Origin of the sequence: Burkholderia sp. MSMB0856 (assembly GCF_001524645.2) — a bacterium.
Lineage (GTDB): Bacteria > Pseudomonadota > Gammaproteobacteria > Burkholderiales > Burkholderiaceae > Burkholderia > Burkholderia diffusa.
Genome location: NZ_CP013428.1, coordinates 454,333 through 471,528, shown reverse-complemented (window position 1 = coordinate 471,528; position 17,196 = coordinate 454,333). Strand labels below are relative to the sequence as shown.

At 64.1% G+C, this 17,196-nt stretch carries 15 protein-coding genes; 4 read left to right on the top strand and 11 right to left on the bottom strand.

Features of this window, described 5'->3' with window-relative positions:
- Window positions 1–16 precede the first annotated feature (16 nt).
- Window positions 17–1,459: an efflux transporter outer membrane subunit gene (locus tag WS87_RS19735; protein WP_059818707.1), complete on the top strand. Its 1,443-nt coding sequence runs from the start codon at window positions 17–19 to the stop codon at window positions 1,457–1,459.
- 60 nt (window positions 1,460–1,519) lie between these two features.
- Here WS87_RS19735 and WS87_RS19730 read toward each other — a convergent pair whose 3' ends face one another.
- From WS87_RS19730 to WS87_RS19710, 5 genes are all read right to left on the bottom strand, one after another.
- The gene (locus WS87_RS19730; protein ID WP_059819609.1) at window positions 1,520–1,930 is read right to left on the bottom strand and encodes a TIGR02594 family protein; all 411 of its coding nucleotides are present in this window, start codon (window positions 1,928–1,930) and stop codon (window positions 1,520–1,522) included.
- 391 nt (window positions 1,931–2,321) lie between these two features.
- Window positions 2,322–4,769 (bottom strand): heavy metal translocating P-type ATPase, encoded by a 2,448-nt coding sequence (locus tag WS87_RS19725; RefSeq protein ID WP_082750639.1) that lies wholly within the window; start codon window positions 4,767–4,769, stop codon window positions 2,322–2,324.
- Between the two features lie 219 nt (window positions 4,770–4,988).
- Entirely contained in the window at window positions 4,989–5,255 is a 267-nt protein-coding gene (locus WS87_RS19720; RefSeq protein WP_059818705.1) for a DUF5676 family membrane protein, read from the bottom strand.
- Window positions 5,256–5,327: 72 nt separating this feature from the next.
- On the bottom strand, window positions 5,328–5,984 hold the full coding sequence (locus tag WS87_RS19715) for a methyltransferase family protein (protein WP_059699793.1): 657 nt from the start codon (window positions 5,982–5,984) through the stop codon (window positions 5,328–5,330).
- Window positions 5,968–6,222 (bottom strand): DUF2933 domain-containing protein, encoded by a 255-nt coding sequence (locus WS87_RS19710; RefSeq protein WP_082721894.1) that lies wholly within the window; start codon window positions 6,220–6,222, stop codon window positions 5,968–5,970. Before WS87_RS19710 ends, WS87_RS19715 begins: the two co-directional genes overlap by 17 nt.
- A 488-nt stretch (window positions 6,223–6,710) precedes the next feature.
- Between WS87_RS19710 and WS87_RS19705 the strand changes: the two genes are divergently transcribed.
- From WS87_RS19705 to WS87_RS19695, 3 genes are read left to right on the top strand one after another with little or no spacing between them, the layout of a single operon-like run.
- Window positions 6,711–7,373 carry a LemA family protein gene (locus WS87_RS19705; protein ID WP_059531760.1) on the top strand — a complete coding sequence of 221 codons (663 nt, stop codon included), beginning with the start codon at window positions 6,711–6,713 and terminating at the stop codon, window positions 7,371–7,373.
- 17 nt (window positions 7,374–7,390) lie between these two features.
- A complete protein-coding gene (locus WS87_RS19700; RefSeq protein WP_059818704.1) occupies window positions 7,391–8,224 on the top strand; it encodes a TPM domain-containing protein in 834 nt (277 codons plus the stop codon).
- A gap of 2 nt (window positions 8,225–8,226) precedes the next feature.
- Entirely contained in the window at window positions 8,227–8,724 is a 498-nt protein-coding gene (locus WS87_RS19695) for a TPM domain-containing protein (protein WP_059818703.1), read from the top strand.
- A 163-nt stretch (window positions 8,725–8,887) separates the two neighbouring features.
- Here WS87_RS19695 and glmS read toward each other — a convergent pair whose 3' ends face one another.
- From glmS to WS87_RS19665, 6 genes are all read right to left on the bottom strand, one after another.
- Window positions 8,888–10,705, bottom strand: a complete 1,818-nt coding sequence (gene glmS / locus WS87_RS19690; RefSeq protein WP_059531768.1) for a glutamine--fructose-6-phosphate transaminase (isomerizing) — start codon at window positions 10,703–10,705, stop codon at window positions 8,888–8,890.
- Window positions 10,706–10,752: 47 nt separating this feature from the next.
- Complete coding sequence (locus tag WS87_RS19685; RefSeq protein ID WP_059818702.1) at window positions 10,753–11,841, bottom strand: hypothetical protein; 1,089 nt, start codon at window positions 11,839–11,841, stop codon at window positions 10,753–10,755.
- Window positions 11,842–11,933: 92 nt separating this feature from the next.
- Entirely contained in the window at window positions 11,934–14,087 is a 2,154-nt protein-coding gene (locus WS87_RS19680; RefSeq protein WP_059818701.1) for a hypothetical protein, read from the bottom strand.
- Between the two features lie 297 nt (window positions 14,088–14,384).
- A complete protein-coding gene (locus WS87_RS19675; protein ID WP_059818700.1) occupies window positions 14,385–15,155 on the bottom strand; it encodes a hypothetical protein in 771 nt (256 codons plus the stop codon).
- 14 nt (window positions 15,156–15,169) lie between these two features.
- The gene (locus WS87_RS19670; RefSeq protein ID WP_059818699.1) at window positions 15,170–16,186 is read right to left on the bottom strand and encodes a YaiO family outer membrane beta-barrel protein; all 1,017 of its coding nucleotides are present in this window, start codon (window positions 16,184–16,186) and stop codon (window positions 15,170–15,172) included.
- A gap of 11 nt (window positions 16,187–16,197) precedes the next feature.
- A complete protein-coding gene (locus WS87_RS19665; protein WP_059818698.1) occupies window positions 16,198–17,193 on the bottom strand; it encodes a polymer-forming cytoskeletal protein in 996 nt (331 codons plus the stop codon).
- Window positions 17,194–17,196 lie beyond the last annotated feature (3 nt).

Genomic DNA, 17,196 nt, shown 5'->3' with positions numbered 1-17,196 from the left:
AGCCAAGGTCGTCATCATGAAAAAGCTACTCGTCGCGCTGGCCGTCAGCGCATTCGCCGCAGGGTGTGCGGTACAGCCCGCGCAGCACCCGGCGCTGCACGATTCCGTGCAATCGCTCGCGCCCGCCGCGTGGGACACCGACGTGCCGCGCGCGGACATCGACGCCGCCGCGTGGTGGGCGCAGTTCAACGACCCCGTGCTCGACCGGCTGATCGCGACCGTGCTCGACGGCAACCTCGATCTGCAGGCCGCCGCCGAACGCGTGAAGCAGGCGCAGGCGCTGACCGTGCAGAAGCGCGCGGCGCTGCTGCCCGAACTCGACGCGACCGCGCGTGCGTCCGACGCGCGCCAAAACACGCCGCCGCCGCTCGGCTACGTGCGGCAGGCCGGCGCGGGACTCGCGCTGAGCTGGTCGCCGGACGTGTTCGGCGGCGAACGGCTCGACCTGCTGGCCGCGCAGGCCGAGCTGGTCGGGCAAAAGCACGCCGAAGACGCGATGCGGCTCGCGCTCGCGGCCGATGCGGCCTCGGCCTATGTGGATCTGCGCTGGGCGCAGCAGGAACTGGTGATCCTGCAGGACAACGCGGCCATCCGCCGGCATGCGCTCGAACTCACGCGCAAGCGGCAAGCGTTCGGGTTGTCGACGGAGCTCGACGTCACACGCGCGCAGAACCAGCTCGATGCGCTCGAAGCGCGGATTCCGCCAACGCAGGCGCAGATCGCGCATCAGCTCAACCTGATCGCCGTATATTCGGGCCGCACGCCCGAGTCGATCGACCGGCTCGTGCTCGCGCAGGCCGGCGCGATTCCGGCGCCGCCTGCCGGGTCGCCCGCCACGCTGCCGTCGCAGGCGCTGCTGCGCCGGCCGGACGTGCTCACCGCGTACGCCCAGGTCGAGCGGCGCGCGGCGCAGGTCGGCGTCGCGAAGGCCGAGCGGTATCCGAAGTTTTCGCTGAACCTGACGGACGGGATTCTGGCCGCGTCGTATCTCGGGTTGCCGACGCTGACCGACAACCTGTTCAGCGCGGCGTTGAGCGCGACGAGCCCGATCTTCAACGCGGGGCGAATCACCGCCGACATCACGCAAAGCGAAAGCCGGATGCGCGAGTCGGAACTCGGGTTGCGGCAGACGATGCTGCAGGCGCTGCGGGAAGTCGAAGACGCGCGTGCGAACCTCGTCAGCAGCGATGAAGCGACGCGGCGCCTCGATAGCGCGCTGTCGGCGTCGGACAAGGCGCTCGGGCTGGCGAACCAGCTCTACAAGGGCGGCGCGACGGATTTTCTGGACGTGCTGTCGGCGCAGGAGGTGTATCTGCGGGATTCGGATGCGCTCAATCAGGTCAGGCGCGAGCATGCGCTGGCGGCGGTCGCGTTGTATCGGTCGCTCGGCGGTGGGTGGAGCAGGAACGATGCGGCGGGTGAAGCGCAGGCCGTCGCTGCCACCGCCGCGCGGGAGTGACCGCGGCCATGCGATGCCGGCGCCGTCGTCCGTGCACGGGAGGCCGGGCGTGCGGCGCGGTCAGCCCGCGTCCGGCCACCGGTACCCGATCACCTCGCTCACCGGATACGCAAGCTCGCGCACTTCCTCCAGCTGATTGCCGCCGAACAGGTGCACACGCTCGTCGTCGTGACGCAGATAGAACCCGACGTGGCCCTTCCAGCTCGCCGGGTCGTCGCGCGTCAGGATCGCGACGCAGCCGTACACCGGACGCTCCAGCGGTCGCCCCCATTCGAGCCACGAACGCGCGAGCGCCGACCCCGTGCCGCGAATGCCCGCATGCGTCATGCACCAGTTGACGAACGACGAGCACCACGAAATCTTGTCGTCGTAGCCGACGAGGTTCGTGTGGTTGTTGTATTCGACGATGCGCGGATTGATGCTGCCGGGCGGGAAGCGGCGAATGCCCAGCTCGGCCAGTGCGACGGCCATCCACGGCGGATGGCCGGCTGGCGGGTTGCCCTCGGGGTTCGATCGGATCACGACGGTCTCGATGGAATGCGGGTGGGATGTCGCTCGATCTTCGCACGAATGCGGCGGTATGGTGGTGTCGATTCGGGCCGCCTCGGGTGAACCGGTCGAGCATTGGGGCTCCGCCGTTACAACTGATGCCGTCGTCTTTCCGGATTCCCGATACAGAAGAAAACAATCGGCCGGATTCTTTTGCTTTCGTGCGGAGAACCCTGATTCCGGCGCGAGCCGTTCCACCAGATTACGCACCACCCGTGGTTCTGGTCGCGCCAGAGCCTTCCCGGCCGTCAATGACTCGTCTGGCCGGCCCGACGACGTCAAATCGTACGGACGTTTGCGTGCCGATCGCTGCTCAAATTCTGGCGTTACGCAACCTTAGCGCGTTCGAAATGACCGAAGCGGAGCTTAGACTCATTGCAAGTGCCGCAATCATCGGCGAGAGCAGCAAACCGGTGAATGGATAAAGTACCCCTGCCGCCAGCGGAACGCCAAGCGCGTTGTATATGAACGCGAAGCCGAGATTCTGCTTCATGTTCGCAACGGTCGCCTCGGACAGCACTCGAGCACGCGCGATACCGCGCAAGTCGCCCTTGACGAGCGTCACCTGAGCGCTACTCATTGCCACATCCGTGCCTGTTCCCATGGCCACGCCGACATCGGCCTTGGCAAGCGCGGGGGCGTCGTTTATGCCGTCTCCAGCCATCGCGACGACATGCCGGGCTTGCTGAAGCTGTGATACCAGATTGAGCTTATCGGCAGGCTTCACCTCGCCATGGAATTCGTCGATGGCGAGCTTCTCGGCCACCGCCTTCGCGGTGACCACGCCATCACCGGTCGCCATTACGACTCGAATACCGTTCTCCCTCAATGTCGAAAGCGCTTCCGGCGTCGTCGCCTTTATCGGGTCGGCGACCGCCAGCAGTCCGGCCAAACCGCCATCGACAGCCAGGTACATGACACTGGCGCCTTGCGCACGCAGGCCGTTCGCCTCCTTGGCCAGCGATTCGACGGATATGGCGTCAGCCTGCATCAGCGCGGTGTTGCCAAGCGCAAGTCTCCTGCCGGCGACCATTCCTCTCACGCCGATACCCGTCGCGGATTCGAAATTTTCCGTACGTTCCAAAGTCAACTTCTTCTCACGGGCTGCCGCAACGATGGCTGCTGCAAGCGGATGCTCGCTACCCTGGTCGAGGCTCGCCGCCAGACGAAGCACTTCGTCGGCCGTGTATCCGGTTGTGCCCACGGCTTGCTCGAACGCTGGACGCCCCTCGGTCAGCGTTCCGGTCTTGTCGACGATGAGCACATCGACCTTGCGAAAATTCTCAATCGCAGCCGCATCGCGAAAGAGGATCCCCGTTGTGGCGCCTTTTCCGCTCGCGACCATGATGGACATTGGCGTCGCGAGGCCTAGCGCGCAGGGACATGCAATGATGAGCACCGCCACTGCATTGATGAGACCGAACACCCAGCTGGGCTCGGGGCCGACGATGCCCCACACGACGAACGTCAAAAGAGCGACGCTGACGACCCCGACGACAAACACGCCAGCCACCTTGTCAGCCATACGTTGCATGGGGGCACGGGACCGCTGCGCCTGCGCGACCATCTGCACGATTTGCGACAGGAAGGTTTGGGAGCCGACCTTTTCCGAGCGGATGACGAGACTGCCCGTCGCGTTCATCGTTGCGCCAATGACGTGGTCGCCAACACGCTTCGTGACGGGAATGGGCTCGCCGGTAATCATGGACTCGTCAAGCGAACTCGTGCCGTCCGTCACTACGCCATCCACAGGAACTTTCTCGCCCGGCCGCACGCGAAGCAGGTCTCCCACATGTACATTGGACAACGGAATATCTTCTTCGGCGCCATCCGGGTTGATGCGTCGCGCAGTCTTGGGTGCGAGCCCGAGTAGTGCCTTGATGGCGGCGGACGTTTGCGAGCGCGCCTTCAGTTCGAGCATCTGCCCGAGGAGCGTCAGCGAAATGATGACTGCCGCCGCCTCGAAATACACGCTGACTCGGCCGTGCGCGCTGTACGTTTCCGGAAACACGCCGGGAAAGATGGTCGCGATGACACTGTAGATGTAAGCGGCACCTGTCCCAAGCCCAATAAGGGTCCACATGTTGGGGCTGCGGTTCATGAATGAGCGTACGCATCGCGCGAAAAACGGCAGGCCTGCCCACAGGACGACCGGCGTAGAGATAATGAACTCGACCCAGCTCTCGGTGTCGACGTCCATCGATCCGAAGCGATGGCCGAACATCGCAAGGACGAAGACTACGACGGTCAGTGGTAGCGTCCACCAGAATCTGCGTTGGAAATCGACCAGTTCCGGATTCTCGCCTTCGTCAACGCTGGGCAGAATCGGCTCCAGGGTCATGCCGCACTTTGGACATTGCCCCGGATGGTCCTGGCGAATTTCCGGGTGCATCGGGCACGTGTAGATGGTTCCGTCTGGCACTGCTTGCCGCTGCTCGATGGTCGAGGGCTCAACATACTTGGACGGCGCAGCCTGGAATTTCGTCAAGCACGCCTGGCTGCAGAACGCGTACCACTCGCCATTGTGTTCGCCGTGGAAGCGGGATTTATCGGACACCGTCATTCCGCAGACGGGGTCGCGAAGCGAATCCGTGGAACGAACGTGCTCGGCCCGGCCCTCATGCTGATGCGCACGCGCGCCGTGTCCGTGCGCGGCGGAAGGGGCGTGCTTGTCCGCCTCACGAGCGTGATGTTCGCCCGATGACACGCGGCCGGAAATCCGTTGATGATGAAGATTGTCTTCGCCGGGTCGGCCGCTCATTTGACGCTCCTATGTTCACCCGTTCCGCTTCCATTGAGGCCCGTCGCCCTGCGCATCAGAGGGCGCCACCGACGACGTGTCGGTATGTCGAGCGCTAGCACGGGAGCAACGATCATTCCGTGCTTTCCCGTTCAACCCGTTATCTCACTCTCCTGATTTCCGGAGACGGACACGGGCAACGTGTGGTCCGGGAGAGAGGTACGGGCGTACGGAATTGCGTCAGCCCGGTCCACTCAGGCGGTTGTGTAACCACGCGAAGAAGGCGCCAACTGCAAAGAACCAGACCGCGAACACACCGGCCGGGTAGACGACGAACCACCACGACAGTGGCTCGCCCGTCTGAAGGCGCCGAAAATCGAGTCCGTGAAAAAGCATGTTCATGAAGTTCATGAACGGTTCAGGAAGTGCCATCCATACGAGTGTGCACAGGACATAGAAGAGCACAACCGTGGCTGAAAGCGTCACGCCAGTCTTGACGGGCTTCATGGTAGCCTCCTCATCCCGGAAGATTGCGATTGAGTTCAGCAGCGGTGCCAGCTATCGGTGAGCCGCCTGAAATCAATGTATTTGGGCCGGGCGTTTTCCAAAAACGTTGGGTACAAATCGGGGCGTATGTGCCGCGTATTCACGCCACGCCGCGCCGAACTGCGCCTCCGAATCGCGTTCCTCTTGTATCGCTAGTCGAACGTACATGAAAACCAGAATGGGAAACATTGCCAAGGTCACCAGCGTGGGCCATTGGAGCAGGAAACCCAGCATGATGACGACGAACCCGACGTACTGAGGATGTCGGATTTTCGCGTAGGGGCCGGTGGTGGCCAACTCCTTGCTACGCTGAGCTTCATACAGTACGTGCCACGCCGTGGACAGCAAGTAGAAGCCGCCCAATATCAAGAAGAAGCTGAGAAGATGCGGAAGTCCGCCATGCGGGTCGCCGTGCCTGCCGGTCAAGGTCCACCACAGGTGTCCTGTATCGTGCGACAGTAGATTTGTTTGCGGAAAGCGCGTCTGCAACCAACCCGACAGCAAATAGATGGTGAGCGGAAACCCGTACATTTCCGCGAATAGCGCGACGATGAAGGCAGAGAATCCACCGAACGTTCGCCAGTCCCGCTTTGTCGCCGGCTTGAAGAAGCTGAACGCGAAGATGATGAAGACAAGTGAATTGATCGCTGCGAGGCTCCATAACCCGTAACCGTCATCGATGCTGGTCATGACCCTCTCCCGAATCAGGACGCCCCTCGGTCGATTTCGTTCCATGGTGCCCGTGCCCATGGTGCATAAACAGATGCATCAGCGGGCACGAGAGCAACAGCAGATAGGGCAACACCCCAAGGAAGTGGGCTCGGTGTTCGGAAAGCAGGAGAAACAGTGCTATTGCAGCGAACGCGACGAGTGCAATGGCCGACCGTGATTTCCAGAACGGCCGAGCACCATGTGAGTTGTCATTCACCGCTGCCTCCCATTTCGTACCGTCTCACTTCCCGGCCGGATGCTGCCGCGCAGTTTGCCTTGCTCGGCACTTTTGCGGTCGCCGTATTGGGATGATGGCGAAAGCGAGCTGCATTGTCGGTGCCGCCCGCGGACCGGCGATTGCAGCGCCATGACCATGCCGAGCGCCGCAACTGTGATTGCCGGTTTTTTCGGCAATGCCATCGCGTTCTACACGAGCATGGCTCCGGATAGCCGGTCGAGCCCTGAAATCACTCTATGCTGACACCCCTTCGATGGCTTGACGTGGCTCAACGAATCACGAATCGAACGCTTCATACGTAGCACATCCGCGGGGCGGACATGCGACCGGCAAGGGGTATCGCTGCGGGCACGCTCGACAATGCAGCATTGACATGAATCAACTCTGCGACCGCGCTGCCACTTACGATAAGCAGTGCACACGCGAGCGGCGGAATGCCGAGGCAAATATCGGACAGAGGCGCGTCCATGTCGACAAATCCTGCAGCAATCTCTGCGCGGCGCAGTCTGGCCCGCGCACTTCTGATAGCCGCATCGGCGGCGAGTCTGCTTGCTCTCTCCGGGTGCGGTTATAACGCCATCCAGAGCGAAGACGAGCAGGTAAAGGCCAGTTGGTCAGAAGTTCTAAATCAGTATCAACGGCGCGCCGACCTCGTTCCCAACCTCGTCAACACAGTGAAGGGGTACGCGAACCAGGAAAAGGAAGTGCTCGTCCGCGTGACAGAGGCCCGGGCACAAGTCGGCTCGATTCGCGCCACGCCCGAACTCATTGCCGACCCGCAGGCGTTCGCAAAGTTCGAAGCGGCGCAGGGACAGCTCACGTCGTCTCTGTCACGCCTGCTCGTGGTATCGGAGAACTATCCGCAATTGAAGTCGGACGCGAACTTCCGGGACCTGCAGGCGCAGCTCGAGGGTACGGAAAATCGCATTGCCGTAGCCCGCAACCGATACATTCGCTCCGTCCAGACGTACAACACGACGATACGTTCGTTCCCGAACAATTTGACTGCGAAGGCATTCGGCTATCTGGAGCGCCCCAACTTCTCGGTGAGCAACGAAGCCGAGATTTCCAAACCGCCTCGGGTCGACTTCGGCTCGACGCCGGCATCTGCAGGCAAGGCCTCCAATTGAACACGTTCCGACTGGCGATGGTCGTCGTCTTTGCCTTCTTTGTCCTGGGGGTAGCACACGCGCACGCGGACGCCGCTATCCCGCCACTGACATCCAGAGTGACCGATGAGACCGGAACCCTGACCAGCGGCCAGACGGCCAGCCTTGAGAAGACGTTGAGAGAGTTTGAGGCGAAACGAGGAACGCAGCTTTCAGTTCTCATTGTCCCGACCACGGAGCCCGAAACCATCGAACAGTATTCGATGCGAGTCGTCGAGCAATGGAAGCTTGGGCGCAAGAATGTCGACGACGGCGCGCTCCTGATCGTCGCCAAAAACGACCGGGCACTTCGAATCGAGGTCGGGTACGGCCTCGAAGGTGTGCTCACCGACGCAACGAGCAATCGCATCATCAACGAAGCGATAGTCCCGCGATTCCGAAACGGGGACTTCTACGGCGGCATCACCGCCGGCCTCGACGGCATCATGCGCGTCACCAGCGGCGAGCCGTTACCTCCGCCGCAGCGACCACCTCGGGCCAGCGACGGCGCCGGACGGTTACTTCCTGTTCTTTTCCTCCTGACGGTCATGGCCGGCGGGCTACTGCGCGCCATGTTCGGGCGTCTGCCAGGAGCCGTCGTTACCGGCGGCATCGTTGGGATACTCGCGTGGATTTTATCGCAGGCGCTTTTTGTCGCCATCGCGGCGGGAATGCTGGCGCTGCTCTTCACATTGCTGGGTGGCGGGATGCGAGCCGCTGGCGGGCGCTTCATTGGCGGTAGCGACGCACGTTTCGGTCGTGATTCGAATCGCGACATCTTTCGCGGAGGCGGTGGGGGCTTCGGCGGCGGTGGCGCATCGGGACGGTGGTGAGCATGGACCTGAAACGCCTCTTCCGGCATCTTTTCACGACCCACTGGCAGGTCAACCGCGCATTTTCACGGCGGGCGCTTGACGCTATCGACGAGGCTGTACGTACTAGTCATCGCGCGCACGTGGGTCAAGTCAGGTTTGCTGTGGAGGGGGCGCTGCACATTGGCGCCTTGCTGAAGGGCACAACTGCGAGGGATCGTGCCATCGAGGTGTTCTCGAACCTCAGGGTTTGGGACACGGAGCACAACAACGGCATTCTCATCTATCTTCTTCTTGCGGACCGCGACGTCGAAATTGTTGCGGACCGAGGCATACACGCCAAGGTGGATAGCCGCGAATGGGAGGCGATTTGCCAGGCCATGGAGGCTCATTTCCGGCAAGGCGATTATCGGTCCGGTGTTCTGCGAGGTGTCGAGCAAGTGACCGAACTGCTGCAAAAACACTTTCCAGTTCACGGTCCGCAGCGCGATGACCTTTCGAGTTCTCCCATCGTGATATGAGCTCCGGAGCTCGAGATCAGTCCTCTCCTCTCCGCGAGCGGCAAGCCGCCGATTCGTTACACGAGGTCGTCTGGATGAGACCGTGGACGGTTACTTCGTCGGCAAAGCGAGCGCCAGCAAGAAAAGGGAGCTAAAAAAGCTTTAGCCCCCTTCGCACCTCCCGTCACTCCACCGTCACCGATTTCGCGAGGTTCCTCGGCTTGTCGATATCCGCGCCGCGCAGGCAAGCCGCGTGATACGCGAGCAGTTGAAGCGGCACGACATGCAGGATCGGTGACAGCAGCCCGTAGTAATCCGGCATACGCAGCACCGACACGCCTTCGCCGTTGTCGATCCGCGTATCGGCATCGGCGAATACGTAAAGCTGCCCGCCCCGCGCCCGCACTTCCTGCATGTTCGACTTGAGCTTCTCGAGCAACGCGTCGTTCGGCGCAATCGTCGCGACCGGCATCGCGTGCGTCACGAGCGCGAGCGGCCCGTGTTTCAGTTCGCCGGCCGGATACGCTTCCGCGTGGATGTACGAAATCTCTTTCAGCTTCAGCGCCCCTTCGAGCGCGATCGGATAATGCAGCCCGCGCCCGAGGAACAGCGCGTTCTCGTGCCGCGAGAATTCCGCAGCCCAGCGCTCGATCTGCTGTTCGAGCGCGAGCACGTCCTCGAGCGCGTTCGGCAGCCGTCGCAACTGCGTCGTATAACGCGCGAGCTGCGCATCGTCGACGTAGCCGCGCAGCCGGCCGAGCGTCACCGCGAGTATGAACAGCGCGACGAGCTGCGTCGTGAACGCCTTGGTCGACGCGACGCCGATTTCCGGGCCGGCGCGCGTCAGGAACCGCAAGCCGGTCTGGCGCATCATCGCGCTGGTCGGCACGTTGCAGATCGCCAGCGTATCGATGTGGCCGAGCGCCTGCGCATACTTGAGCGCGGCGAGCGTGTCGGCGGTCTCGCCGGATTGCGACACGCTGACCACCAGCGTGTTCGGCAGCGCGAGCGCGTCGCTGTAACGGTATTCGCTCGCGATCTCGACCTGCGCGGGCAGGCGCGCGATCGTCTCGAGCCAGCGGCGCGCGGTGAGGCCGGAATAATGACTCGTGCCGCACGCGAGAATCAGCACGTTGTCGATCTGTTCGAACGCGCGCGCGGCATCCGGGCCGAATATCGCCGGATCGAACAGCCCCGCATCGGGAATCGTCGCGGCGACGGCCTGCGGTTGCTCGAAAATTTCCTTCTGCATGAAATGCCGATACGGTCCGAGCTCGACCGCGGCCTGCGCCGACGAGACGGTCTGGATCGGGCGATCGACCGGCGTGCCGCCACGCTCGAGGATTCGCACGCCGCCCGGCGTCAATTCGACGATGTCGCCTTCCTCGAGAAAGATGAAGCGATCGGTGATGCCGGCGAGCGCGAGCGCGTCGGATGCGAGAAAACATTCGTCGTCCTTCAGGCCGACGACGAGCGGCGATCCGACCCGCGCGCCGATCAGCCGCTGCGGCTCATGCTTGCTGAACACCGCGATCGCGTATGCGCCGTGCAGTTGCGACGTCGCATCGCGCACGGCGGCGAGCAGATCGCCGCGATACTTGCTGTGGATCAGATGGGCGACGACCTCGGTGTCGGTCTGGCCATCGAACTGGTAGTGCTCGTCAGACAGTTGCCTGCGCAACGTTTCATGATTCTCGATGATGCCGTTGTGCACGAGCGCGATTTCGTCGCGCGAGAAGATCGGATGCGCATTGCAGGTGGCGGGCGCGCCATGCGTCGCCCATCGCGTATGCGCGATGCCGGTGCTGCCGGACAGCCCGGCGCTGCGCACGTGCGCGTCGAGATCGGCGACCCGCGACACACTGCGCTCTCGTCGCGCCTGGCCGTCGACGACGGTCGCCACGCCGCATGAATCGTAGCCGCGATATTCGAGGCGGCGCAAACCTTCAATCAGAATCGGAACGATGTTCCGTTGCGCGACCGCGCCGACGATGCCACACATGACACGTCTCCTTCCCTGTTTCCGTTCATCGACCGTGCGCCGTCGTGTCAGCGCGATCCGGTCACCGTTATCTCCGCCGTCGTGAACCCGCATTTGGCGGGCGCGAGCGGGTCGGCCATCCGGCTTTCGAATGCCAGATACAGCGCCTCCTCCAGTACGTTCCAGTGCGAGCCATGACGGTACGGGCCCGAGCGCGCATACCAGCAGGCGACGGTGCTCCAGTCGTTCATCTTGAATGCGACCAGCGCGATCAGCCCCCACGGAAAATCGGAGCCGGCCAGTTGCATCCAGGTCTTTCCGTACTTCTGCATCCACTGCGCATAGATCGTCTCGTTCGACTGGTCGGGCACCTGGATGCCGGACAGGATCGGGAAGATCTGCGCGACTTTCGCCGGATAGAAGCTCGTGTCGCTGATTTTCTGCGTGCTCGCGCGAAAGCCGGATTGCGTGCCGCGCCAGAACACCTTCACGATCGCCGACGACAGCCGGTCGGCACGCTGGCTCCACGGCCCCGCGTGCGCGTAGTCGGCGCGGCGCACGTAATACGCGGCGAGCGCCTGGAACGCGCTGTGCACCTCGACGTTATCCATCAGCAGTGCGACATGCAGCGACGACGAGATCTGATAGACGCCGCTCGCCTTGTCGAGCAGCGTGTCCAGGTGCGCGCCCGCGCGGTTCAGGCTGAGTTCCCAGGCAGCCGGCATCCCGTCGGGAGGCGCAAAGCGCGCGAGCAGTTCGATCCAGGTCGCCATCATCGCGTCGTCCGCGTCGGCTTCCGCGCACGGGCCGACCTGTCCGCTCTTCACGCAGAAGCGGTCGAATCCGCCGTCCAGCCGCTGGCGCGGCAACACCCATCCGATCCACGCGAGTGCGGCCTGATGGGCATCCATATGGGTGTCGGCGGCGGCAAGCAGCGCCTTCGCCGCGAAATAAGGATCGATGCCGGCGCCGTTCAGGCGCACGGTGATCGCGCCGTCCGGGCGTTGATACAGCCCGTTCAGCTGAAGTTCGGCGGCGCCCGCGTGCAGCACGGAGCAGCACGCGGCGACGCAACAGGCAACGCGCCACGCATGGCACGGCCTGACAAGGGCCGCCACGCACGCGCGTGCGGCCGGGAAAAGCGCGGGCCGTTTCATGATCTGGGGCTCCTGCGCGGTAGTTCTGCGCAATTCGCGCCGGGCGCGGCGTTGGCCGCGTCGCGCACCGGCGAGTGTATCGACGTTGCGGCTCAGTGCACCTTGGCGCTGGTGAACTTGAGGCTGGTGCCGCTATTCGCGGTCACGAGCCAGTACGTCGAGTCGGTGATATTCACGCTGCCGCTGCCTTGCGTGATGATCGGCAATGCATACGCGGCCTTCGGCAACAGCCACGTCATGTTCGTCAGGCTGCTCGGGTGGCTGGCGGAGAATGCCCAGCCGCTACCCGTGTCGGTGGCCGACCACGTGACGTTCAAGCGCGCCCGGTCGAAGACCGTGATATCGGTCATCGTGTACCAGCGGAACTGCCCGGTCAGCTTCAGCAAATTGGCTTGCGTGAAGATCGAGGACAACGTCGATGGATAGAACGACGCGCCGTACGGGTGTGCATAGATCAGCCGGCTCGTGTGGTTCGCGACGACGAAGTTCATCAGCGCGGCGTACCAGTTGTTCACGTCGGTCGTCGGCACCGCGTACTGCTGGAACTCCTCGAACGTCGCGTACTTGCCGAACGGCATCACCGGGTACGCCCACAGCCCCGGGTTCAGCAGCGCACCGTTGCGGTATGCGCGGGTCGGCGCCGAGCCGGTGTGGCCGGTGAAGTAGTACCCGTTGAAGCCATTGCTTTCGAGCCAGTTCACCGACCAGGTCGGCGTGTTGCCTTCCGGCGCCGCGTATTCGACGTCGGGCTGGAGCGTCGCGGCCTGCACGGCCTGGTGGTTCATCACGAGGTACTGCGTGAACGTGCTCGCGTTCGTTTCGCTCGCATTCGCACCCCAGTAGTCGTGAATCCAGCCGCCGTGACTGCCGACATGATGGCCCCTGCTGACGAAGTACTTGAGGAGATTCTGTGCCGTCGGGTTGTTGGCGAGATTGATGCCGTCGCCGTCGCCGAAGGTTGCCTCATCCGGGCCGGCCGTCACGACGAGCGAGAACGGTCCGTTGTTCCACACGCCGAGGCTCTTCAGATAAAGCGCCGGCTGGATCTGGTCGCCCGCGCAGAAGTGCCAGTTGAACACGAGCCCGGCCTGCGCCTTGGGCAGCGGCGACAGCGACGGAAGATTCAGCATCTGCGTGCCGAAATAATGCAGGTAGCCGTGAATCAGCATGCCGTCGGTCTGGCCGTCGAGGTAGGCGAGCGGCAGGTTGACGAACAGCACGCCGCCGTTGCCGTACGGGTTGTAGCCCGACACCAGCCCGAACGTCGGCGAGGTCAGGATCGTCGTGCCGGAGAAGGTGCCCTGCGTCACGAAGCTCGGATAGGTCAGGAAGCCGTACACGTAGCCCGAAATCCCTTCGAGCGTGTCGGTGCTGGTCGTCAGCGTGGAAGCGAGCGTGCTGGCCGTCTTGCCGGTCGCGGTGCTCAGCAGCGAACCGGCGCTATACGTCGTGGTCTTCTTCAGCTTGCCGGTCACGGTGCCGGTCAGCTTCGGGAGCGTCTGGCTCAGCACGCCGCTGCCCGTGGGGGGCGTCGTGTACTGGAACCACGCATTGTGGTTGTAGTTCGCGAGGCCGCCCGGGTTCGACGGGCTGGCGGCCAGGAACAGCGCGCTGCCGGACGTCGATGCCGACGTCTTCGACGAGCCGGAGCTGCTCGTCGACGCGAACGAAGTCGTGGGGCTGGCGGCCGTGGTCGCCGAAGTCGTCGTCGTCCATGCCATCGACTTGCCGGGGGGCACTTGCAGCGTGCGCAGCCAACTGCTCATGCCGGTCACGTTGCCGAGGCCGATCATGTTGCCGCCGTATTGGTCATACAACACGTAGTCGACGCCGACCATGTTGCTGAAACGAGACTTCGGGCTCACATAGAAGCCTGCCGAATTCAGTACGCCGAAATCGTAGACGAGCATCACCTTGCCGCCGTTCAGCGCGTAATTCTGGATCGCCGTCACGAGCGCGTCGGCGGCCGTCGTATGAACCTGGTCCGGCAGGATCAGGCCCGGATACTGCGACAGCGACGAGCCGGCGGCCATGAACTGGCTGTCGGTCATGACGGTGATCTGCAACCCTTCTTCCTGCGCGGTATCGAGCCACGCGGACACGCGAGAATCAGGCAGCGTCAGCGTGTCGGGCACCAACAGGAGAAGCTGGTTGGTGGCCGCCCGAACGCCGCCCGGACTGAATGCGAACGCCAGCGCGAATAGCGCGAACAGTATCCGCAAGAACTTGCCTGACTTTGCCAACATGGTGTGCTCCTCGCTTAAGGAATGGGTGGCGCCACAGCAGCGATGAGCGTGCCGCCAGCTCGGCCCACCTTGCCCGGTAGATGTGTGCGGCTGCCCAGTTCGTCGAGCATCGATCGACGTCGGCCATCGGCGGCCGGCCCGTCTTCTCCGTTGGAAAAGAATCGATGCGACGCAGGGAGAGAAGCGAACAACGTGCCATTGGCTCCGGAAGCCCTGTCGTGCTCGCTCGGTGCGTCGCGTGCCGTGCGGTGCGGCGAAAAACGCGGCCGAATCGTTTCATCACTGATACGGCGGCGTTTAGCACGAATCGTCGGACGGATTCGTCAGCGAGCCGGGCCAGCTCGCGCAGTAGGTATAGAGCGTGACGAGCAGGCCGATCAGGAGCGGGCCGCCGAGCAGGAAATAGCAGAACGGCAGGAACAGCAGCGAGCCATGATGGATGACGACCGCGTGCAGCAGCATCACGAACGGCAGCGCGAACACGAAGTAGCCGACCACGAGAAGCGATGCGGCGATCTTCTGCAGCGGCGTGAAATCGAGCGGGTAGTAAAGCGCCGCCATCACCAGCGGAATCAGCGCGATCGCCGCGCCGTGCAGTACGAACATGTCACGCAGATGCAGCATCGGCACATATGGGAACGCGCCCGGTGCGAGCCAGAAATACGCGCAGATCAGCAGCTGAGTGAAGCTCGCGATACGTAACAGATATGCAACGGGCAACCAGTTCGCACGCCGGAAGAACGACGCGCCGAAGCCGATCGCGCAAAGCACCGCGGTCACGGCAAGCTGCGTCCCGCTCGGCATTCGCGCGGCGAGGTCGATCGACAGCAGCGGGACGCGCGGCGCATCGGGCGGGTAGCCGATCACGATCACGTGCAGTGCCGGATCGATCTCGTGCGCCCCCCACGCCATGACCGCGCGCCAGTAGCGCCACGCGAGCGGCAGGCCGAGCCACAGCAACGCATAGAGCGTCGGGGTCAGCAGCACGATCGACTTCAGCCAGCGCTGTGGATGCGGATGGATCCGCAGCGAACGGTCGACGGGAGGACGGACGGGATGCGTCTGCATGGCGCCCGTTCCCGTTACCAGCGATAGAACACGCTCAGCTCGCCGCCGATCCGTGAATAGTAAGGGTTATGGTAGTAGTCGAATTCGAGTTGCGTACCCCACTTGCGCGTGAACCAGTAGCGCCATTTCGCGATCACTTCGTGACTGCGGAAATCGGCGATCTGCGAACCGGATCCGGTGACCTGATACGCCTCGCGGCCGAACCCGCCACGCAGCACGATCACGCTCTTTCCGACCTCGCCGTAGGTGACGGCGCCGTAGTATTGCGGCGCCTTCACCGACCCCGGCGAATCGACCGTGTAGTTCGTACCCGCCTCGAAGATCCACTTCGGCAGCGCATACCAGATCACGCCGGCGTGATACAGCTGATCCCGGTGGCCGCTGCGGTTCCATGCATAGCCGGCGCCCAGCGACACGATCAGCGACCGGTTGGACAACAGCTTGCGGTTGATCGAGAGATCGACGCGCGCGCTCGGCAGGATCGTCCCGGACGTCGTGCCGGAAAAGCCGATCCCGCCGAACCAGTCCGGTCCCAGGTCCTGCACGTACGTCAGTGCGCCGAGCTGCGTGTTCTCGCCGAAGCGATGCAGTTGCGCCAGCTCGCCGAGTATCGTGCGGCCGCCGTCCTGATAGACGCCGCGCACGTGCACGCCGTACCAGTCGCCATACCCGTGCGTCAGGTGCGCGCTGGACACGCCGAGCGACATCTCGGCATGCGGTTCGCTCGGCGCCTGCACGTGCGCGATCACGGCGTCGGGCAACGGCGGCCGGTTCGTATCGTCAGGCGAGAATTCGGCGAGCGGCGTGCCGTCCGGCAGGCCGTCGGCGGACACGCGCACGAACGCGGGCGCGTCCAGCGTGCGCGGCACGATGACGGGTGCGGCGGCGGTGGGCGACTGCGCGGGTGCCGGCGCACCGGCGTCATCCGGCTGCGCCGCGAGCACCGGGAGCGGGCCGACGGCAACGCCGCACAGCACCGCCAGAGCGGCGACCGGTGCGCGCGTGCCGCGACGGCGGGAACGATCGGACATGGAGGCGCTCCTTAACGGGATGCGTGGAACCAGCCGCTGCGGCATGCGACGAGGTCGCCGTGCACGCATGCATGCCCGACGACCGAAACGTCGCGCGCACAGGCGCTGACAGGATGACCGGCGACGCCGATGCGCGCGCCGGTCAGGCGCAGCAGGCCACCGGCCGACACGACGCCGTCGATGCAGCTGCCGCTGGCGAGCAGCACGTCGTCCCGCGCGAACACCGAGCCGTGCAGCAACGCGTGTCGCTCGAGCTCGACGCGATGCGCCTTGACGCCGCCGCGCAGCACGCAGCCGTCGCCGAGCACCAGCGTGCCGTCCACGACGAGGTTCCCCTGCACGACCGTATGCGCGGGCAGACGCACGTCGCAGGGCAGCAGGTAGCGGCCGTGCACGTAGCGATGCGGCAGCGTCGAGAAGTGGCGGGTCAGCGAGATCGCGCGGCGCGGCGCGACGGCCGTATCGTCGGTCGGCACCGTCGGCGCCTTGCCGAACACGATCGGCTCGCCGTACAGGCACGCGAAGCCGCCGGCGCCATGCAGGTATACCGTCCCGCCCACCACGACGCCGCGCAGCACCGCGCTGTCGACATCGATCTGCGGCGCGTGCGCGAGCATGCCGATCGTCGCGCCGGCACGAACGTCGATGCGCTGCTCGGCGAACGCATACGTGGCCCGCGCGCCACGGTCGAGCGTGATCGCGCGATCCGCGTACAGCACATCTTCGCAATGTTCGTCGTGCACGACGCGGATCTCGTCGTCATGCCGCACCAGGAGCCCGAGCGCGTGCCACGGCGGCATCGCGGACGCATCGGCCGGCCGCGCACCGCCCGCGTGCGCGCGCAGCGCATCGCGCCAGCGCGCGGCGAGCAGCGCCTGGTCGACGAACGGCCCGTCGCCGATCGGCAGTGCCGCCACGTCGCTGCGCCGGATCAGCTCGTGCAGCAACGGCAGGAACGGCAGGCTCAGCACGCCTGCCACCGGCACCATCACATTGAAGGTCGTCATCGT